18 protein-coding genes are annotated in these 19,820 nt (G+C 43.6%); 14 read left to right on the top strand and 4 right to left on the bottom strand.

Annotation, left to right across the window (positions count from 1 at the left end; all coding sequences use genetic code 11):
• The 8 genes from HMPREF0671_RS00090 to folD all read left to right on the top strand — a co-directional run bounded on the left by HMPREF0671_RS00090 (position 1) and on the right by folD (position 8,744).
• Entirely contained in the window at positions 1–882 is an 882-nt protein-coding gene (locus tag HMPREF0671_RS00090) for a lipopolysaccharide assembly protein LapB (protein ID WP_036895791.1), read from the top strand.
• Between the two features lie 304 nt (positions 883–1,186).
• Positions 1,187–2,017 (top strand): prephenate dehydratase, encoded by an 831-nt coding sequence (locus HMPREF0671_RS00085; RefSeq protein ID WP_036895789.1) that lies wholly within the window; start codon positions 1,187–1,189, stop codon positions 2,015–2,017.
• 58 nt (positions 2,018–2,075) lie between these two features.
• A complete protein-coding gene (locus tag HMPREF0671_RS00080) occupies positions 2,076–3,257 on the top strand; it encodes a pyridoxal phosphate-dependent aminotransferase (protein ID WP_084589693.1) in 1,182 nt (393 codons plus the stop codon).
• 13 nt (positions 3,258–3,270) lie between these two features.
• A complete protein-coding gene (locus tag HMPREF0671_RS00075; RefSeq protein ID WP_036895787.1) occupies positions 3,271–4,338 on the top strand; it encodes a bifunctional 3-deoxy-7-phosphoheptulonate synthase/chorismate mutase type II in 1,068 nt (355 codons plus the stop codon).
• Complete coding sequence (locus HMPREF0671_RS00070; protein ID WP_036895786.1) at positions 4,335–5,120, top strand: prephenate dehydrogenase/arogenate dehydrogenase family protein; 786 nt, start codon at positions 4,335–4,337, stop codon at positions 5,118–5,120. The genes HMPREF0671_RS00075 and HMPREF0671_RS00070 overlap by 4 nt, the downstream gene beginning before the upstream one ends.
• A 2-nt stretch (positions 5,121–5,122) precedes the next feature.
• Positions 5,123–6,076, top strand: coding sequence for an endonuclease (locus HMPREF0671_RS00065; protein WP_036895784.1), 954 nt, complete (start codon positions 5,123–5,125; stop codon positions 6,074–6,076).
• 387 nt (positions 6,077–6,463) lie between these two features.
• Positions 6,464–7,813, top strand: a complete 1,350-nt coding sequence (gene ffh, locus HMPREF0671_RS00060) for a signal recognition particle protein (protein ID WP_036895782.1) — start codon at positions 6,464–6,466, stop codon at positions 7,811–7,813.
• Positions 7,814–7,865: 52 nt separating this feature from the next.
• On the top strand, positions 7,866–8,744 hold the full coding sequence (gene folD, locus HMPREF0671_RS00055; RefSeq protein ID WP_036895780.1) for a bifunctional methylenetetrahydrofolate dehydrogenase/methenyltetrahydrofolate cyclohydrolase FolD: 879 nt from the start codon (positions 7,866–7,868) through the stop codon (positions 8,742–8,744).
• Positions 8,745–8,871: 127 nt separating this feature from the next.
• Here the strand turns inward: folD and cobC are convergent, their stop codons facing one another.
• Genes cobC through cobU form a run of 4 tightly spaced genes read right to left on the bottom strand, consistent with a single transcriptional unit; the run spans position 8,872 to position 11,778 of the window.
• A complete protein-coding gene (gene cobC, locus HMPREF0671_RS00050; RefSeq protein ID WP_036895778.1) occupies positions 8,872–9,408 on the bottom strand; it encodes an alpha-ribazole phosphatase in 537 nt (178 codons plus the stop codon).
• Entirely contained in the window at positions 9,405–10,202 is a 798-nt protein-coding gene (gene cobS, locus HMPREF0671_RS00045) for an adenosylcobinamide-GDP ribazoletransferase (protein WP_036895777.1), read from the bottom strand. Before cobS ends, cobC begins: the two co-directional genes overlap by 4 nt.
• Before the next feature lie 3 nt (positions 10,203–10,205).
• Positions 10,206–11,249, bottom strand: coding sequence for a nicotinate-nucleotide--dimethylbenzimidazole phosphoribosyltransferase (cobT, locus tag HMPREF0671_RS00040; protein ID WP_036895775.1), 1,044 nt, complete (start codon positions 11,247–11,249; stop codon positions 10,206–10,208).
• Between the two features lies 1 nt (position 11,250).
• On the bottom strand, positions 11,251–11,778 hold the full coding sequence (gene cobU, locus HMPREF0671_RS00035; protein WP_036895772.1) for a bifunctional adenosylcobinamide kinase/adenosylcobinamide-phosphate guanylyltransferase: 528 nt from the start codon (positions 11,776–11,778) through the stop codon (positions 11,251–11,253).
• Positions 11,779–12,265: 487 nt separating this feature from the next.
• Here cobU and HMPREF0671_RS00030 point away from each other — a divergent pair, with 487 nt between their 5' ends.
• The 6 genes from HMPREF0671_RS00030 to ilvC all read left to right on the top strand — a co-directional run bounded on the left by HMPREF0671_RS00030 (position 12,266) and on the right by ilvC (position 19,793).
• Positions 12,266–13,441 (top strand): OmpA family protein, encoded by a 1,176-nt coding sequence (locus HMPREF0671_RS00030; protein WP_036895770.1) that lies wholly within the window; start codon positions 12,266–12,268, stop codon positions 13,439–13,441.
• A gap of 322 nt (positions 13,442–13,763) precedes the next feature.
• The gene (gene ilvD / locus HMPREF0671_RS00025; protein ID WP_036895972.1) at positions 13,764–15,566 is read left to right on the top strand and encodes a dihydroxy-acid dehydratase; all 1,803 of its coding nucleotides are present in this window, start codon (positions 13,764–13,766) and stop codon (positions 15,564–15,566) included.
• 16 nt (positions 15,567–15,582) lie between these two features.
• Positions 15,583–17,298 carry a biosynthetic-type acetolactate synthase large subunit gene (ilvB, locus tag HMPREF0671_RS00020; protein WP_036895767.1) on the top strand — a complete coding sequence of 572 codons (1,716 nt, stop codon included), beginning with the start codon at positions 15,583–15,585 and terminating at the stop codon, positions 17,296–17,298.
• A gap of 28 nt (positions 17,299–17,326) precedes the next feature.
• Complete coding sequence (gene ilvN, locus HMPREF0671_RS00015; protein ID WP_036895970.1) at positions 17,327–17,869, top strand: acetolactate synthase small subunit; 543 nt, start codon at positions 17,327–17,329, stop codon at positions 17,867–17,869.
• Entirely contained in the window at positions 17,856–18,626 is a 771-nt protein-coding gene (locus HMPREF0671_RS00010) for an acyl-[acyl-carrier-protein] thioesterase (protein WP_036895764.1), read from the top strand. The genes ilvN and HMPREF0671_RS00010 overlap by 14 nt, the downstream gene beginning before the upstream one ends.
• A 123-nt stretch (positions 18,627–18,749) precedes the next feature.
• Positions 18,750–19,793: a ketol-acid reductoisomerase gene (gene ilvC, locus HMPREF0671_RS00005; RefSeq protein WP_036895761.1), complete on the top strand. Its 1,044-nt coding sequence runs from the start codon at positions 18,750–18,752 to the stop codon at positions 19,791–19,793.
• Positions 19,794–19,820 lie beyond the last annotated feature (27 nt).

The raw sequence follows: 19,820 nt of genomic DNA, 5'->3' as shown, positions 1-19,820 counted from the left end.
ATGAATTTTTTAAGGGCTTTGTTCGGTGGAAAGACCGAAGATAGTGAGGAAGAAAAGAAGCACCAAGAAGAGAAAGATTTCGAGGTGCTGAAGTATGATGGTGTTCGTGCTATGAAGACAGGGAATGCTTCGTATGCCATTCGTTGTTTCGAGCATGCGCTGGAGAGACAGGAAGACTTGGAGATAAGGGATTACCTGTCGCAGACTTTCATGATGGTCAATGAGCCATTACAGGCTTATGAGCAATTGCAAAAGATGGCTGAGAAGGCGCCCGACAACCAAAAGATTCTTTTGAGAATGGCAAATGTGGCCTATATGATGGACGATTATCAGGCTATGGGTGATGCCTGTGAGAAGGCATTGTTGATAGATAACGACAGTGCAGAGGTACATTATCTCTATGGACAGGCTTGTATGGGACAGGGAGATAGCTCAAACGCGGTGGCTATGTTGACCAAGGCTATTGGTCTGAACGATAAATATGGCGATGCTTACTTGCTTCGTGGCGAAATACATTTGAAAGAAGATGCACTCACCGAAGCCGATGAAGACGTGCAATGGTTGCTGGAGCATGTGGCTGAAAATGAAGATGTGTTGCTCTTGAAAGCTAGAATAGAGGCAAAGCGAGAAAATACCGAGGATGCTATTATTTATTATAATAAGGTAATAGGAGTTAATCCTTTCTGTCAAGCAGCATTCCAAGAACGTGCAGGTATGTTTCGATTGGTAGGTAAGATAGCTGAGGCTGAAGCCGACGAACAGCAGGCTCAGGAACTGGCAGTAGCATCGGGAATATCCCAGCAAGCTGATGAAAATGAGCCGGGAACACTTCAACAGAAGATGGAAAATAAATATCGGGCGAACAATCCGTATGGCTTCTAAATATCGAATTGTAGTTTGTGTGCCATATTTTTGAGCATTTTTCTTGGATAGATAAAATTATTATTCTACTTTTGTAGGCAAATATAAACACAACAGAATAAAGAAATAAAGCATGAATAAGTCTTATGCATCTTTTTATTACTTTTATTTTTACTTTGCAAGAATTTGTGAAGCGGGAAGTTGCGTGTAGATTTTAACTTAAGAAAAAAGACAAACGAAATAACGAAACGGTCCCGCTTATCAGAGTGAGGACCGTTTTTGTTTTACCGGAATAAACTTATCCGGAGTATAGAGAAAACCAGATATGAAGAGAATAGCAATACAAGGAGAGCGTGGTTCGTTTCATGACATTGCCGCACATCAATACTTTGAAGGCGAACAGATACAATTAATATGTTGTGGAACGTTTGAAGAAGTGTTTGAAAACATTCGTCGTGACCCTACTGTTATTGGTATGTTGGCTATCGAAAATACCATTGCCGGCAGTTTGCTACATAATTATGAACTTCTTCGTAACTCAGGTGTGACGGTTGTTGGTGAGCATAAGCTGCACATAGAACATGCTATATGTTGTTTGCCTGACGACGATTGGAGCAGCATAACAGAGGTTCATTCCCACCCGGTTGCCCTTGCTCAGTGTCGACAATTCCTTGCTAATCATCCTGAAATGAAAGCTGTTGAGGCGGAAGATACCGCAGGCTCGGCTGAATATATAGCCAAGCATCAAGTCCATGGATGGGCTGCTATCTGTTCAACGTATGCTGCCAAGCTGTACGGAATGCGTATCTTACAAGAAGATATTCACGATAATAAGCACAACTATACGCGCTTTTTGGTTGTGAGTACGCCACAGAAGGCTGATTTCCTACGCTCTTTGGAGAAGTCGAACAAGTCGAACTTGGTATTCTCTCTGCCTCATGAAGAAGGTAGTCTGAGTAAGATACTGACGATATTGAGTTTCTATAACATCAATCTTACGAAGATACAGTCGTTGCCAATTATCGGTCATGAGTGGGAATATTTGTTCTATATAGACCTCACATTCAACAATTTGACACGATACCGACAGTCGATAGATGCCATAACTCCCTTGGTAAAAGAACTCACCGTGCTGGGAGAATATTGTGAAAGTTAGGAGTTAAGAGTGAGTAGTGAGAAGTTTTATGTGATAAAAGAATAAAAATATAGAGACAATGATACAACTGGCAGATAGATTAAACGAAGTACAAGAATACTATTTCAGTCGTAAACTGAAAGAAGTTGCAAAGATGAATGCCAATGGTGAGGATGTTATCAGTTTGGCAATCGGTTCTCCCGACATGCCACCATCGAAGCAAACGGTGGATAAACTGATAGAGGTAGCACAACAACCATCGGCACATGGTTATCAACCTACGGTGGGAATACCGGAGCTACGCAACGCTATGGCTGCCTTTTATCGCAAATGGTATCATGTAGAATTAGACCCAGTAACCGAGATTCAGCCTTTGATAGGTAGTAAAGAGGGGATACTTCATACCACGTTGGCGTTTGTCAATCCAGGTGATTCGGTGCTCGTTCCCGATCCGGGATATCCCACTTATACCTCATTGAGCAAACTGTTGGGTGCCAACGTCATCAATTATAATCTGCGAGAAGATAATGGTTGGCAGCCCGACTTTAATGAGTTGGAGCAGATGAACCTTGAAAGTGTTAAGTTGATGTGGGTGAATTATCCGCACATGCCGACAGGTGGAAATGCTCGTCGGGAAACTTTTGAGCGTTTGGTCGCTTTTGCTAAGAAGCATAATATCGTCATTGTGAACGACAATCCTTATTCTTTTATCTTGAATGAGGGTGAGAAGTTGTCCATACTTCAGGTTCCCGGAGCAAAGGATTATTGCATAGAATTCAACTCTATGAGTAAAAGTTTCAACATGCCGGGGTGGCGTGTAGGGCTCTGTGCAAGCAATTCTACGTTCATCAATTGGATACTTAAGGTGAAAAGCAATATCGATAGCGGCACCTTTCGAGGCATTCAAATGGCAGCAGCCGAGGCTTATCAGACTAACGATGAGGCTTGGCATCAAGAATATAATATAGATGTTTACCGTCGCCGTCGCCATATTGCCGAGCAAATCATGACCACGTTAGGTTGTGAGTTCGATTCTCAACAGGTGGGAATGTTTCTTTGGGGCAAGATACCTGAGACGTATCAGGATGTCGAAGAACTCACTGAAAGAGTACTACATGAGGTAAAGGTGTTTATCACTCCGGGCTTTATCTTTGGCAACAACGGTAAACGTTATATTCGAATCAGCCTTTGTGCGAAGGACGAAAAGATACAGGAAGCATTGGAAAGAATCCAAAGAATATCATTATCAACAACGAATTAAAATACAATAGAATATGGAATTAGAATTAGAACCCCTTACATTGCCTAGTGATCAAGAACGTCCGATAGTGATGGCTGGTCCTTGTTCGGCCGAGACAGAGGAACAAGTGATGACCACTGCCAAGCAGTTGGCTGCCAAAGGTTGCCACATGTTCCGTGCCGGAGTATGGAAACCTCGTACCAAACCGGGTGGTTTCGAAGGATGTGGAGAGCAAGCTTTGCCTTGGTTGAAGGCTGCTAAGGAAGAAACCGGTATGTTGATAGCAACCGAAGTTGCTACACCTGAACATGTAGAATTGTGTTTGAAGTATGGTGTAGACATTTTGTGGGTAGGCGCACGAACCAGTGCCAATCCTTTCGCTGTGCAAGCTTTGGCCGACAGTTTGAAAGGTATTGATATCCCGGTGTTTGTTAAGAATCCCGTAAACCCCGACTTAGAACTATGGATAGGAGCTTTACAGCGTATCAATCAAGCTGGTATTAAACGGTTGGGAGCTATCCATCGTGGTTTTTCCAGCTATGATAAGAAGATTTATCGCAATCTTCCGATGTGGCAAATCCCCATCGAACTCCATCGTCGCATACCTGCATTGCCAATCGTTTGCGACCCCAGTCACATCGGAGGACGCCGCGATTTGATTGCTCCTTTGTGCCAACAAGCTATGGATTTGGGCTTCGACGGCTTGATAATAGAAAGCCATTGCACGCCGGATACGGCTTGGAGCGATGCATTGCAACAGGTTACGCCCGATGTACTCGACTATATTCTGAACTTGTTGGTTATCCGTGACGAGCATACTACGACCGAAGGAATACGCCAACTACGTAGTCAGATAGACGATTTGGACAACCAATTGATGGAACTTTTGGCCAAACGACTTCGTGTTTGTCGCGAGATAGGACAGTATAAGAAGGAACACAACATGACAGTATTGCAGTCTAATCGTTACAACGAAATCTTAGAGAAGCGTGGAGCACAGGGTGTTTTGTGTGGATTGAGCGCTGAAAGTGTGGCTCATATCTTTGAAGAGATACATGAAGAGAGTGTTCGTCAGCAACTTGAAATAGTCAATCAGAAATGAGAATATTAGTCATGGGTGCAGGTAAGATGGGGAGTTTCTTCATCGACCTGCTTAGTTTTGAGCACGAGGTTGCTGTATATGAGCGCGATGCGCAACGTATGCGCTTCACTTATAACTGTCAACGGTTCACTCAACTGGATGAGGTGAAGGCGTTTAATCCCGAACTTGTCATCAATGCGGTGACCGTAAAGTATACCATCAGTGCTTTTAAAGAGATATTACCTTACCTGAATGATGACTGTATCATTAGTGATATAGCTAGTGTTAAGACCGGACTGAAAGAGTTTTATGAGCAGTGTGGGCGCCCGTATGTGAGCACTCACCCGATGTTCGGACCTACTTTCGCCAACCTTAATCAACTGAGTGAGGAGAACGCCATCATCATTAGCGAGGGCGATTACATGGGACGTATCTTCTTTAAGGATATGTATCAGCGACTGGGACTCAATATCTACGAGTACACTTTCCAAGAACATGACGAGACGGTAGCCTATTCTTTGAGTATTCCTTTTGTGAGTACGTTTGTCTTTGCGGCTGTGATGAAGCATCAAGATGCACCGGGTACTACCTTTAAACGCCACATGCGCATAGCTCGTGGAGTGCTCTCTGAGGACGATTATCTATTACAAGAGATTCTTTTCAACCCTTATACACACGACCAAGTGTCGCAAATTCGCACGGAATTAAAGGAATTATTGGAGATAATAGATAAGAAAGATGCGAGTGGAATGAAGTCCTATCTCACCAAGATTCGTAAAAATCTGAAGCAAGATTTAGCATAAAGATGGCGTTGTTGACCCTCTTACTGAGCATTTTCACATTTGTAGAGCTGAATACGGAGAATCTTTTCGATACGCAACACGATTCTCTCAAGAACGACACGGAGTTTTTGCCGGATAGTTATCATTATTGGAACAATGCTCGATACTGGCGTAAACTTAATCACATTGGGCAGGAAATCATTGCTTGTGGAGGCGATTCGGCAGGTTGGACGTTGCCCGATATGGTGGCATTGTGCGAAGTTGAGAACGATACGGTGATGCGCGACCTCACCAAACGGTCACTTTTGCGCAAAGCACGCTACGAATATATTATGACCAATTCGCCCGATGAGCGAGGTATTGATGTGGCTTTGATGTATTCACCTTTTGCGTTTCGTCCCATCAATCACCATTCTATCCGCATCCAACCAATAAAGAATATGCGTCCGACACGCGACATTCTTTATGTTTCGGGGCTATTGATAGACGATGATACGCTCCATGTGTTCGTAGTACATGCACCTAGTCGGTCGGGTGGTGAGGTGCATTCTCGTCCGTTTCGCATGGCTGTAGCTGAGCGATTGATGGCTTCTGTAGATTCCATTCGCGTTCTGTCTCCTCGTGCACGTATCATTGTGGCAGGCGACTTCAATGACTATGTGGGTGATAAAAGTCTGATGTATATCGGTGAACGAGGGTTACAAGACGTGTCAGAGAATGTTATCGGCATGCACGGAGCAAAAGGAACATACCGTTATAAAGGCAAGTGGGGGAGTCTAGACCATATATTTTGTAGCCTCTCGATGCAGTTGTTGTTGGATAGTTGTTATATCTTTGATGCCCCGTTTTTATTGACCGATGATGAGAAGTATGGCGGACTGCAACCTCGACGTAATTTCAATGGGGGCCAATATAACAATGGTTTCAGCGACCATCTGCCTTTGATAGCTCGCTTTAGAGTCGGAGTTGAAGAATAAAGTAAGTATAATAGCTGTAACGTATTGGTAATATGGATTTAATGCAAAGTCTCTGCAGTGTTACTGCAGGGCTTTTTCAGTTTTACTGCAGAGGCTTTACAGCAATGTTGCCTCGCCTTTGCAGTCAGTTGAGAGTAATTCTTTTATCTCATCAGATGAATATGATGAACTTATAAAATAATTCTTATTTAAATACGCTCAAAATAGGGGTGTATGCGCAGAATGTCGCTTTTAGTGTTTTAAAATAATTTAAAACATTGTTTTTTATTCTTTTTTTGCCTATTAATAAGGTAATTTTGCAGTGAATTTTATAAAGAATCCTTGTTATCACTCTGCAAATAAGACAGATTGAGAGTTATAACATGTAGTTGCAGTCTATAAGAAATTATGTTTGAAAATCTAAGCGACAGACTTGAGCGCTCGTTTAAAATACTAAAAGGTGAAGGCAAAATCACAGAGATAAATGTGGCCGAAACCTTGAAGGATGTGCGTCGTGCATTGCTTGATGCTGACGTAAACTATAAGGTAGCTAAGACATTCACCGACACGGTAAAGACCAAGGCGATGGGTATGAATGTACTCACAGCTGTGAAGCCAAGCCAGTTGATGGTGAAGATAGTGCACGATGAATTGGCTGATTTGATGGGAGGTGAGGCCTCTGAATTGAATTTGTCCGGTCATCCGGCTATCATATTGATGAGCGGTTTGCAAGGTTCCGGTAAGACAACGTTCAGTGGAAAGTTGGCCAACTTGTTGAAAAACAAGCAGCATAAGAAACCTTTGCTCGTGGCTTGTGACGTATATCGTCCGGCAGCTATCGAACAGTTGAAGGTCGTTGGAGAGCAGGTGGGCGTACCTGTATATACAGAATCGGAGAACAAAAATGTCGTTGAGATTGCCAACAATGCCATCAAGGAGGCAAAAGCTAAGAGCTATGATGTTGTCATTGTGGATACTGCGGGTCGCTTGGCGGTCGATGAGGAGATGATGAACGAAATCTCTAATTTGAAACAAGCGTTGAATCCGGATGAGACTTTGTTTGTAGTTGACTCCATGACTGGTCAGGATGCTGTGAATACGGCAAAAGAATTCAACGACCGTTTGGACTTCAATGGCGTCGTATTGACGAAGCTCGATGGTGATACTCGTGGTGGTGCGGCTCTCTCTATCCGCACGGTTGTGACGAAACCTATCAAGTTTGTCGGTACAGGAGAGAAGATGGAAGCTATTGATGTGTTCCATCCTTCGCGTATGGCCGATCGTATCTTGGGCATGGGTGACATCGTTTCGCTTGTTGAACGTGCTCAGGAACAGTTCGATGAAGAGGAAGCTCGCAGGCTCCAGAAGAAGATTCAAAAGAACAAATTCGACTTCAATGATTTCCTCGGACAGATAGAGCAAATCAAGAAGATGGGTAATCTAAAGGATTTGGCAGGCATGATTCCGGGTGTAGGCAAGGCTATCAAGGATGTAGATATAGACGATAATGCTTTCAAAGGTATTGAAGCTATCATCAAGAGTATGACTCCTAAGGAGCGTACCAACCCCGAAATACTGAACCAAAGTCGTCGTCAACGTATTGCAAAAGGCTCCGGTACTGATATACAAGAAGTAAACCGACTGATTAAACAGTTCGACCAGACTCGCAAGATGATGAAGATGGTGACAGGAAATGGTATGGCAGGCATGATGAGCAGAATGAAAGGAATGAATATTCCGGGTATGCCTAAGATGTAAGACGGAAGTTAAGAGATTATAGTAAAAAGCTAATAGAACAATAATTGACGATATGCAGCTGATTGACGGAAAGGCTACGGCTACGGCTATAAAGGCTGAAATAGCAGAAGAAGTAAAGAGAATTGTTGCCGAAGGTGGCAAACAACCTCACTTAGCTGCTGTTTTGGTAGGGCATGATGGTGGTTCTGAGACTTATGTAAAGAACAAAGTTATCGCCTGTGAGCAGTGTGGTTTCAAGTCAACCCTGATTCGTTTTGAAGATACAGTGACAGAGGATGAACTACTGGCAACAGTAGATAAGCTGAATAAAGATGCCGATGTAGACGGCTTTATCGTTCAGTTGCCTCTGCCGAAACATATTGATGAGCAGAAGATAATCATGGCTATAGACTATCGCAAAGACGTGGATGGATTCCATCCTGTTAATGTGGGGCGTATGGCTATTGGTCTTCCATGTTTCATCAGTGCCACTCCGCTTGGCATCATCACACTATTGAAGCACTATAACATAGAGACTAGCGGTAAGAAGTGTGTGGTGTTGGGACGCAGTAATATCGTGGGTAAACCCATGGCACAGTTGATGATGCAGAAACAATATGGTGATGCAACAGTGACAGTCTGCCACAGTCACTCGGCTAACTTGAAAGAGGAATGTCGAGAAGCAGATATTATCATTGCTGCAATTGGTCGTCCTAACTTTGTGACGGCCGACATGGTAAAAGACGGTGCAGTTATCGTTGATGTGGGAACAACCCGCGTTCCTGATGCTACTCGCAAGAGTGGATTCCGCCTGAATGGGGATGTGAAGTTCGACGAAGTATCCCCCAAGTGTTCATTCATTACTCCCGTACCGGGTGGCGTTGGTCCTATGACCATTTGTTCATTGATGAAGAACACCTTGGCAGCAGGCAAAAAAGAATTCTACCGTTAAGCCATTACAAACAAAGAAAACTTGATTTTTTTTATAACTCTCTAATTTTTGGGGGACCATTTCTCAGTGATGAGAGATGGTCCTATTTTCTTTTAGAGAGTTATAGCGTTGTAGATAGATGATGGTATTATATTTCTATGCGCTCAATACCTCCATAATCCGTCAGGTTTTCAAAAGCATTTTCTTTTTCAAAGAGGCCGCCATAGATGCCGGCACAGATGAGTACACCACCATGCGCAAAGATAGCTACGCGCTCATAGGGCTTCTTTCGCAACTCATCTAAGAATGCTGCGACGCGTGCATACATCATTGGGAAACTCTCACCACCCGTTGCTGCCAAGTTCATATAGTCTTGATACCATGCTTCTATATGTGGATCGACCTTGGCAATATCATCATATAACCTCATTTCCCAGTCTCCCATGTTCATCTCTTTAAGTCTTTCGTCTACTATAGGAGAGGTGTAACCGCAGTATGCTGCCAACTTTCTAGCACGTGTTAATGGTGACGAATACACGGCGTCAAAAGGTGCGTCGGCTTGCAGGTTGCCCTTTGTAATAGTAGCTTCTTGCTCGAAAGTGTCGGCTAGAGGTACGTCGCTCCAACCATAGCAAGTGCCTTTGGGCACTCCGACACGCGTATGTCTGATGAGTGTTATTTTCATATTGTATGTAGAATGATGTTGAGTGTTAGGTAAAAACTGAGTTCGATGAGCAGGAAGATAGCGCCACAGCAGTCGCCGGTATACCCCTTGATGCGGCTCCACATGAGTCGATAGAGTGCATACATCACCAAGCATGGGACGAAAACGAGTAAGTCCCACTTCATAAAGTTGAGGTAATAGAGCAGTAAAGCGAGTGGCAGAATGCCTTGAATGAACAGACTAATGCCGGCCGGAATGCTGAATTTGCGGTAGACTACACCGTTCTTGGCCGTTTCAGAACTACGCGCGTAGGCTAGTATCTGTACTATTTGGGCTGCCAACATCTTGGCGTATGTATCACCGGCAAAGATGGCCAAGGCACCTATTACGGGTGGAAGACTATGCAAACAGGCTGTTAATAGCAAGGCATAAAAGACGAGACCGAGTACTCCATAAGACCCTATACGGCTGTCTTTCATAATTTCCAAAATGCGCTCGCGGTCTCTTCCGCCACCTCCAAATCCATCCATGAAGTCGGCTAATCCGTCTTCGTGCAATGCTCCCGTTATCAGTAAGCGAACGATAACGGCCACGATAACGGCCGCCATATAGGGCATGATGAATGAACAACCATAGAGCGTGAGAGCCATGATGCCTCCCGTGAGCCACCCAGTCAGCGGCCAATGCTCCACAACTGTTTCGTATGCAGTCTTTGGCGGTTGGTAGATTCGCCAGAAAGGAAGCCGCGTAAAGAAGATGAGAGCAGCCCAAACTTTGTCGTACCATTTGAGGTTATGGTCAATGGAAACTTTCATTTGTTAGAAGTATTTAGTGATATGAGCACGGTCGAAGTCGTTCATTTCGTTTATCATTCTTATTGCCGACTCTATAATCGGATATGCACAAAGTGCTCCGGTGCCTTCTCCCAACCTCATACCGAGCGATAATATAGGCTTTGCATTCATGAGTAGCAACAGTCGTTTATGCCCGTTTTCATCGCCGCAATGCCCGAATACGGCATAGTCTAACACATTTGGATATAGCTGTGAAGCCGCCAACATACAAGCAGTCATAATAAAACCATCTACCAAAATGACCATGTGGAGTTCGGCTGCACGCAACATGGCTCCGATGGCTCCCACCATTTCAAAACCGCCAAAGTATCTGATGGCATTAAGAGGAGTATTCCGGTTGTTCTTGAGATAAAGATCTACTGCCGCTTTTAGTACTTTGTATTTATGTGAAATGCCTTCGTTGTTGAGTCCGGCACCAGCTCCGATACACTCTTCCAAAGGTATTTGGCCAAACAGACTCATCCAGATACTCGATGGAGATGTATTGGCTATACCCATCTCGCCAAGGCAAATGATGTTGCATTCCTTCTCTTTACACTCGTCTACAAGTTGCACAGCCGTCTCAATACACAGATTGAATTGCTCTTCAGTCATGGCTGCCGCATGCAAGAAATTACTTGTTCCCCAAGCTATTTTGCGATTGATAATTTGTGGGCATGCCGATAGGTCATGGTCGACACCCATGTCTATGATACTAAGGTCGAACCCGTGCTGGCGGCAAAATAGGTTGACACCACCGCCACCATTGGCAAAGTTCAGCATTTGTTGCCATGTTACATCGCGTGGAGATACCGATACGCCCTCGTGCTCAATGCCGTGGTCGGCTCCTAATAAGAGGTGACAAGGATGTGAGAGAGTGGGAGTGAACGTGTGTTGGATGAGACTTATCTGCATGGCCAAGTCTTCAAGCATGCCCAGCGAACCTTTTGGTTTGTTCAGATTGTCTATTTTTTGTTGGATAGCTTGGCGCATATCCTTATCTGTTGGGAGTATATTGAATGTCCTCATCTTATTTGATTTTAACGGGAATACCTGATACCATCATGATTACTTCGTCGGCTTTGGATGCTACGTATTGGTTCATCCATCCCTGAAGGTCGGTGAATCTGCGTTGTATCTCGTTGTTACTGACTCCGCCACTGCCTATTTCGTTTGTCACAAAGATAAAGGTGGCATCTTGCGAAGTGAAGCGGTTGAACTCATCTTGTAATTCTTTCAGTGCACTATCTACTGTCGGTTGTTCTTTCACCTTCTTGTCGCTGTCGTAGAAAAAGTTGGTACACCACAGCGTAATACAGTCAATGACCACCACCTTATTATATAGTTGATGGTGCGATAGATATTTTTCCTCTTCGATATTGGTCCAATTATCGCCCCGCCGTTGTTGGTGTCTATTTACTCGTTCACGGAATTCCTCGTCCCATATATGGGCAGTTGCCAAATATACAGGGGTAGGTGAAAGGCTTAAAGCCAACTGTTCGGCATGCATACTTTTGCCCGATCGTTGTCCGCCGGTAATAAGAATAATGCGTTTCATGTTGCGAAGATACTAAAAAACAACCATATATTGATAGAGCCTTTAGCCCAATTTAGAGCGTTTGTCCTATTATTTAACGTCGTAAAGAGCTTTGTTTTCCGCTCATAACTCTTTACTTCTCATTACTAAGTTCTTCACTCTTAATATTCTGCAGCGGCTTGGCAACATTGCTGTCTCAACTTTGCACAATTGCTGAAGAGGCGAAGCAGCGATACTGTTGGCCCTTTGCAGTCTGCGAATAAATATGTTTACAGGTAGATGGGTAGATGAGTTTAGAGTGCTTGAATATCTAGATTAAACTTTTGTATAGTTTGGTTGACTATTGTATTTTAAGTATTTGAATGAGACTTTTGGGTATTTTTATGTTCTAAAACATGGAAAATATACGAAAACTTTGGAAGTTACAATATTTTTTAATAACTTTGCATGCGTATTCGAGAGGATAAATAAAGAAACATAAAATATAATTATTAAATTTTAGAGAGAAATGAAAAAAATCGCATTACTATTTGCAGCTGCCGCTATGGCAGTATCTGTTTCAGCACAGACTGTAACAGAAAGCAAAACATTCGACAACTTCTACATTGGTATTAATGGTGGTGTTGCAACAAAGACAACTGGCCATTCATGGATGAAAGGTTTGGATCCAAACTTCGGTGTACGCTTGGGTCGTAACTTTACTCCTGTATTTGGCTTGGCTCTTGAGAGCAATGCTTACTTCTCTAATAAGCCTTTTGCTTCTACCGGAACAGCAGTTCGTTTCTTGAACACTAGCGTGTTGGGAACTGTAAACTTGAGCAATTGGTTTGGTGGTTATCAAGGTGAGCCTCGTGCTTTTGAGGTTATCGCTTTGTACGGACTTGGTTGGGGACACCTTTTTGGCAATACTGCACAGTATAAGGCTTCTCATTATCACAACAACTTGACCTCTAAGGCTGCTATCGACTTCGCATTTAACTTCGGTGCTTCAAAGGCTTGGCAGTTTTATATCGAGCCTGCTATGGTTTGGGGACTTAACGATAAGACCAATGCTGCTAACTATAACTTGTCTAACAGCGGCATCAAGTACAATATCAACCACAGCTTTGTACAGTTGAACGCAGGTTTGATTTACAAGTTTGGTAACTCTAATGGAACTCATAACTTCAAGATTGCACAGCTCCGTGACCAGTCTGAGATTGATGGTTTGAATGCTCAAATCAATAGCTTGCGTGGTGATTTGAACGATAAGGATGCTCAACTCGCAGCTAAGGATGGCCAGATTGCTGACTTGCAGAATGCCCTTGATGCTTGCAACAAGAAGCCTAAGTATGTGAAGCCTGTTACTGCTACCAACTTACAGCCTACTGTTTTGTTCCGTCAAGGTAAGAGTGTTATCGATCCAGCACAGTATGCTCCTATCGAACTGATTGCTTCTTATATGAAGAATCATCCTGAAGCAAACGTGGAGATTAAGGGTTATGCTTCTCCAGAGGGTTCTGCAGAGTTGAACCAAAAGCTTTCTGAAGCTCGTGCTGAGGCTGTTAAGACTGCACTTATTAAGAAGTATAAGATTGCAGCTAGCCGTTTGACTACCAAGGGTATGGGTGCTACCGATAAGCTTTTCGAGCAGGTAGAGTTCAACCGTGTTGCTACATTCAACGACAATGCTAAGACGAAGTAATCAACAGTAACATTACTGATTTAAGATAAAGAAGGGGTATGCCTATATAGGTATATCCCTTCTTCTTGTTGTATAGGTTCCTATGAAAGTATTGAATGACAACTTGATAGTTAAGAATATGTGTCTAATAACTTTAAAAACGAAACTATAAGCCCTGTATAACTTACGAATTAAATAATAATTCCCAAAATAAGCGTACTATTTATTGGCCGTTACACAAAAACTATTTATCTTTGTATTCAATTTTATATACCTTGTCTTCGATATAGTTGTTGGCAAGGCTTTTTTGAAATATTGGATTTATAGCGAACAAGTATATACAATGAAACATCAGTTGAGAAGTGCTGTTTGTACAGAAGGTAGAAGAATGGCGGGTGCAAGAGCGCTTTGGGTAGCTGCCGGTATGAAACACGAGCAGATAGGAAAGCCCATTATTGCTATCGTAAATAGCTTTACGCAGTTTGTTCCCGGGCATACTCATTTGCATGAGATTGGCCAGATTATCAAGCAAGAGATTGAGGCTATGGGCTGCTATGCTGCCGAATTCAATACTATTGCTATAGATGACGGAATAGCTATGGGGCATGATGGTATGTTGTATTCCTTGCCTTCGCGCGATATTATTGCCGACTCTGTAGAATATATGGTGAACGCTCACAAGGCCGATGCCATGATTTGCATTTCAAACTGTGATAAAGTGACGCCGGGAATGCTGATGGCTTCGATGCGTTTGAACATTCCTACAATTTTCTGTTCGGGCGGACCGATGGAGGCAGGACGATGGAGAGGGGAGAATGCCGACCTCATTACGGCCATGATTAATGGCGGTGATGAGAGTGTAAGCGATGCCGACTTGATGGAAATAGAGAAGTCAGCATGCCCGGGATGTGGCAGTTGTTCGGGCATGTTTACGGCCAATTCTATGAATTCATTGACCGAAGCTATCGGCTTGTCTCTACCCGGTAATGGTTCTATATTGGCTACGCATAAGAATCGTATTCGCTTGTTTAAAGACGCAGCACGTCAGATTGTGAAAAATGCAATGGCTTATTATGAGGATGGTGATGAGAGTGTTTTACCACGTAATATCGCTACTCGCCAAGCTTTCCTCAATGCTATGGCACTCGATATCGCCATGGGTGGAAGTACAAATACTGTACTTCACTTACTGGCTGTGGCTCAAGAAGGTGAAGTAGACTTCACGATGAAGGATATAGATGAGCTGAGTCGTCGTGTGCCTTGTTTGTGTAAATTGTCTCCTAACACCCAGAAATACAGTGTACAGGAGTGCAATCGTGCCGGTGGAATCCTTGGAATCTTGAACGAATTAGAGAAAGCCGGATTGATAGATGGGCAAGTGAAGCGCGTGGATGGTAAGACTTTGGCAGAGCAAATGAAACGATATGACATTACAGGTGAGTCTGTCGATGAGGAAGCTAATCGTATTTATCGAAGTGCTCCGGGCCATCGGTTCTCTACACAAATGGGTAGTCAAGACACGCAGTGGGAGAGTTTGGATGCCGACCGTGCCAATGGTTGCATCCGCGATATAGCCCATGCTTATACAAAAGATGGTGGTCTGGCTGTCTTGTTTGGAAATATTGCACAAAATGGATGTGTGGTTAAGACTGCCGGAGTGGATGCCAGCTTGTGGCATTTTGAAGGATCGGCCGTGGTATTCGACTCTCAAGATGATGCCTGCGATGGTATCTTGGGCGGTAAGGTGAAGTCGGGAGATTGCGTGGTGATAACACATGAAGGCCCCAAAGGTGGTCCCGGAATGCAAGAGATGCTTTATCCCACCTCTTATATAAAGAGTCGGCATTTGGGCAAAGAGTGTGCGCTGATTACCGATGGACGCTTTTCGGGCGGCACATCCGGACTAAGTATCGGGCACATATCGCCTGAGGCGGCTGCCGGAGGAAACATTGGAAAGATTAAAGATGGCGATATTATTGTAATAGATATACCATCTCGCTCGATCAATGTGAAGCTTTCGGATGCAGAACTTGACGCTCGTGAACAGCAAATACTACGACGTAACCGTGTGGTTAGCAAAGCATTAAAGGCTTATGCGCAAAGTGTTAGTTCGGCAGATAAAGGCGGAGTAAGAATGATAGATTAAGTTTAGGAAATAGATTATGGCGAAAGAAGTAATAACAGGTTCTGAGGCTCTCATGCGAGCTTTGCACAATGAAGGTGTAAAGACCATATTTGGTTATCCCGGTGGAGCCATTATGCCCGTATTTGATGCTTTATATGACTATACACGTGGCGAGAAAAAGATGTTTGATCACATCCTTGTGCGTCACGAACAAGCTGCTGCTCATGCCGCAGAAGGATTTGCTCGTGTAAGCAGTGAAGTGGGTGTTTGCTTGGTAACAAGTGGTCCCGGTGCTACGAATACGCTGACAGGAGTGGCCGATGCCATGATGGATAGTACGCCAATTGTGGTGATTGCCGGACAGGTAGCAGTGGGAGCATTGGGTACAGACGCCTTTCAAGAAGTGGATTTGGTAGGTGTTGCCCAGCCAATAACGAAATGGGCGTATCAGATTCAGCGTCCCGAAGATGTGGCATGGGCTGTTAGTCGTGCCTTCTATATCGCACGTTCAGGTCGTCCCGGCCCTGTTGTTTTGGACTTCCCGAAGAATGCTCAGACCCATAAATGCGAATGGGAAGATGTTCGGGTGAACCATATTCGTTCGTATGTACCTTATCCTCATATTGACGAAGCGGCTGTATCGGCGGCAGCTGAGCTTATCAATGCAAGTAAAAGACCATTTGCGCTTGTCGGACAAGGAGTAGAATTGGGTGGCGCTCAAAGTGAATTGCTTGAGTTTATAGAGAAGGCTGATATCCCAACGGGACGTACCATGATGGGATTGTCGGCATTACCGACTGATCATCCTTTGAATATGGGTATGCTAGGTATGCATGGTAACTATGCTCCGAATATGCAAACGCAACAGTGTGATGTGCTGATTGCTATTGGAATGAGATTTAGTGACCGTGTAACAGGATTGCCATCGACTTATGCCAAGCAAGCAAAGATAATCCATTTGGATATTGATCGCACGGAGATAGACAAGAATATCAAAACAACAGTGGCTGTAGTTGGCGATTGTAAGATGTCGCTTCCCGCTATAACTAGATTGTTGAAAAAGAACTCACATGTCGAATGGAAAGAGTCATTCAAGCAGTTTGATGAAATGGAAATGACCAAAGTCATTGAGCCGGCTATTCATCCTACAGAGGGACCGTTGCTGATGGGCGAGGTTACCAATGTGGTAGCGGAGGAAACTAAAGGTGATGCTGTATTGGTAAATGATGTAGGTCAGAACCAAATGTTCTCTAGTCGATACTTCAAATACAATAAGAAGAGGTCAATAGTAACCAGTGGTGGACTTGGTACAATGGGCTTTGGACTACCCGCAGGTATTGGAGCTACGTTCGGAGCACCGCATCGTACGGTGTGCGTTTTCATGGGTGATGGTGGCTTACAGATGAGTATTCAAGAGTTTGGAACAATTATGGAGCAGGGCTCAGCGGTTAAGATGTTCTTGTTAAACAATAACTATTTGGGGAATGTTCGCCAATGGCAAGATATGTTCTTCAATCACCGTAAGAGCTTTACCAAGATGCTAAATCCACATTATGAAGACATTTGTAAGGCATATAACATCCCGTATGATGTGGTCGTCGATCGCAAAGAACTTCGTGAGAAAGTAGCTAAGGCGTTGGCAACGGACGGCCCTTATCTGCTAGAATGTGCTGTGAGGGAGGAAGATAATGTCATGCCAATGACTCCTCCGGGTAAGAGTGTCGACGAAATGATACTGGGAATAGATGAATAACCGGTTATTGATAGAAGCAAAAAGCAATATGGACAACGAAAAGAAATTATATACTTTACTGGTATATTCAGAAAATATAGCCGGTATACTAAACCAGATTACTGCTGTATTCACTCGTCGTCAGGTGAATATTGAGAGCCTTAACGTGTCGGCTTCGAGCATTAAGGGTATCCATAAATACACGATTACGGTCTGGAGTGATGATGCGCAGATTAAGAAAATTACCAAAGCAATAGAGAATAGGATTGATGTTGTCAAGGCAGACTATTATACCGATGATGATTTGTTCATTCATGAAGTGGCTTTGTTTAAGATTTCGACACCTGTATTGATGGAAAATCCGGAGGTATCTAGAACCATCCGTAAGCACAATGCACGTATGATGGAGGTGAATCCAACGTATAGTACGGTGCTATTAGCAGGTTTGACAGAAGAGATTGCAGATTTGTTTGCGATATTGGATGGCTTCAATTGTTTGCTTCAATATACTCGTTCGGGACGTATTGCAGTGACACGCAGTTTTGAAGAGCCTATTTCTGACTTTTTACAGGAGCAAGATGGACATGCTTAGTAAGGTAGGACGATACGATTTTTTGGCTGAACCCTTTCATTGTGACTTCTCTCATCACCTGTTCATGGGGCATTTGGGCAATCACATGTTGAATGCAGCAGATTTCCATAGCAATGATCGTGGCTATGGAATGACCTATCTTAACCCTATACATAAGACTTGGGTACTGTCTCGTTTAGCCATTGAAATGGAGGAAATGCCACAGGCTTATGATAAGTTTTTTGTGGAAACATGGGTCGAAAGTGCCATGAAGTTTTTTACGAGTAGAAACTTTAAGGTAGTAGGTGCCGATGATAAAGTGTATGGATATGGCCGAAGTATTTGGGCAATGATAGATACTGATACTCGACAACCGACTGATATCTTCTCCGTTCGTGATGGTTTGATAAGCCAATATATAGAATCAGAGAAGTCTTGTCCTATTGATAAGAGCTCACGAGTGAAGATGGGTAGCGACCCGGAACTAATAAGAACCGTCGATACACTGTACAGTGATGTGGACATGAACGGCCACATTAACAGTGTCAAATACATCGAACATATCCTCGATTTATTCCCTCTTGGCTACTATAAGAGTCGGCGTTTGCATCGATTGGATATTGCTTATGTGGCTGAAAGTCATCAAGGAGATCAGTTGGAACTTTATCGTGAGCAAGTGGCAGAGGGCGAGTTTAATATCAGTGTGAACAAATTGACACCGCCAGAGGATGATAGAATCGAAGTTTGTAGGTGTAAGGTTAAATTTGTGAAAGACTGAAATAAAATTTTGTAGTTTTATTATAAAATGTTACCTTTGCGTGCAATAAAGGCTCATAAAGGAACTTATTATATAAAAGATAACCGCGATAGCAGTATCCTATCGCATAAATGACAAAGTTATATGGCAGAAATGAATTTCGGTGGCGTAGTAGAAACTGTTGTCACCAACAAAGAATTCTCTTTAGAAAAAGCACGTGAAGTACTGAAGAATGAAACGATTGCCGTGATAGGTTATGGTATTCAAGGACCCGGTCAAGCTGGTAATCTTCGTGATAATGGATTCAATGTCATCGTCGGACAGCGTCAAGGTAAGACCTATGATAAGGCTGTAGCTGATGGTTGGGTTCCGGGTAAGTCTCTATTCTCTATTGAAGAGGCTGCCCAGAAAGGTACTATTATTTGCATGCTTCTTTCAGATGCCGGTCAGATTGCGATATGGCCAACAATCAAACCTTACCTGACAGCAGGCAAGACTTTGTACTATTCACATGGTTTTGCTATCAATTGGCAGGATCGTACAGGTGTTGTTCCACCTAAAGATGTCGATGTTATCATGGTTGCTCCTAAGGGGTCTGGTACCTCTTTGCGTACAATGTTCCTCGAAGGTCGCGGTTTGAACTGTTCTTATGCGGTATATCAAGATGCTTCAGGCAATGCTGAAGAGAAGACAATTGCTTTTGGTATTGGTATTGGTGCTGGTTATTTGTTCAAGACAACCTTCCAACGTGAGGCTACATCCGACCTTACCGGTGAGCGTGGCTCGCTGATGGGAGCTATTGAAGGCTTGTTGGAAGCACAGTACGAAGTGCTCCGTGAGCATGGGCATTCTCCTTCTGAAGCCTTTAACGAGACTGTAGAGGAATTGACACAGAGTCTGATGCCGCTCTTTGGTGAGAAGGGTATGGACTGGATGTATGCCAACTGTTCGACTACAGCACAGCGTGGTGCGCTCGATTGGGCGCCTCGTTTCCGTGAAGCGATCAAGCCTGTTATGGAGTGGTTGTATCTCTCTGTGAAGACCGGTAACGAGGCTCAAATCTCTATCGACAGCAATTCTAAGCCCGATTATCGTGAGAAATTGAACAAGGAATTGGAGGCAATGCGTAATAAGGAGATGTGGCAAGCAGGTATGACAGTACGCAAACTTCGTCCTGAGAACGATTAATGATTACACATATATAATATGTAGAAG

Origin of the sequence: Prevotella sp. S7 MS 2, assembly GCF_000762865.1 — a bacterium.
GTDB lineage: Bacteria > Bacteroidota > Bacteroidia > Bacteroidales > Bacteroidaceae > Prevotella.
The sequence above is the reverse complement of the archived record's forward strand: the minus strand, read 5'-3'. Positions and strand labels throughout refer to the sequence as shown.

Coding starts and splice junctions, on each gene's coding strand:
- HMPREF0671_RS00090 (WP_036895791.1), top strand. CDS start 1: ATGAATTTTTTAAGGGCTTTGTTCGGTGGAAAGACCGAAGATAGTGAG.
- HMPREF0671_RS00085 (WP_036895789.1), top strand. CDS start 1,187: ATGAAGAGAATAGCAATACAAGGAGAGCGTGGTTCGTTTCATGACATT.
- HMPREF0671_RS00080 (WP_084589693.1), top strand. CDS start 2,076: ATGATACAACTGGCAGATAGATTAAACGAAGTACAAGAATACTATTTC.
- HMPREF0671_RS00075 (WP_036895787.1), top strand. CDS start 3,271: ATGGAATTAGAATTAGAACCCCTTACATTGCCTAGTGATCAAGAACGT.
- HMPREF0671_RS00070 (WP_036895786.1), top strand. CDS start 4,335: ATGAGAATATTAGTCATGGGTGCAGGTAAGATGGGGAGTTTCTTCATC.
- HMPREF0671_RS00065 (WP_036895784.1), top strand. CDS start 5,123: ATGGCGTTGTTGACCCTCTTACTGAGCATTTTCACATTTGTAGAGCTG.
- ffh (WP_036895782.1), top strand. CDS start 6,464: ATGTTTGAAAATCTAAGCGACAGACTTGAGCGCTCGTTTAAAATACTA.
- folD (WP_036895780.1), top strand. CDS start 7,866: ATGCAGCTGATTGACGGAAAGGCTACGGCTACGGCTATAAAGGCTGAA.
- cobC (WP_036895778.1), bottom strand. CDS start 9,408: ATGAAAATAACACTCATCAGACATACGCGTGTCGGAGTGCCCAAAGGC.
- cobS (WP_036895777.1), bottom strand. CDS start 10,202: ATGAAAGTTTCCATTGACCATAACCTCAAATGGTACGACAAAGTTTGG.
- cobT (WP_036895775.1), bottom strand. CDS start 11,249: ATGAGGACATTCAATATACTCCCAACAGATAAGGATATGCGCCAAGCT.
- cobU (WP_036895772.1), bottom strand. CDS start 11,778: ATGAAACGCATTATTCTTATTACCGGCGGACAACGATCGGGCAAAAGT.
- HMPREF0671_RS00030 (WP_036895770.1), top strand. CDS start 12,266: ATGAAAAAAATCGCATTACTATTTGCAGCTGCCGCTATGGCAGTATCT.
- ilvD (WP_036895972.1), top strand. CDS start 13,764: ATGAAACATCAGTTGAGAAGTGCTGTTTGTACAGAAGGTAGAAGAATG.
- ilvB (WP_036895767.1), top strand. CDS start 15,583: ATGGCGAAAGAAGTAATAACAGGTTCTGAGGCTCTCATGCGAGCTTTG.
- ilvN (WP_036895970.1), top strand. CDS start 17,327: ATGGACAACGAAAAGAAATTATATACTTTACTGGTATATTCAGAAAAT.
- HMPREF0671_RS00010 (WP_036895764.1), top strand. CDS start 17,856: ATGGACATGCTTAGTAAGGTAGGACGATACGATTTTTTGGCTGAACCC.
- ilvC (WP_036895761.1), top strand. CDS start 18,750: ATGGCAGAAATGAATTTCGGTGGCGTAGTAGAAACTGTTGTCACCAAC.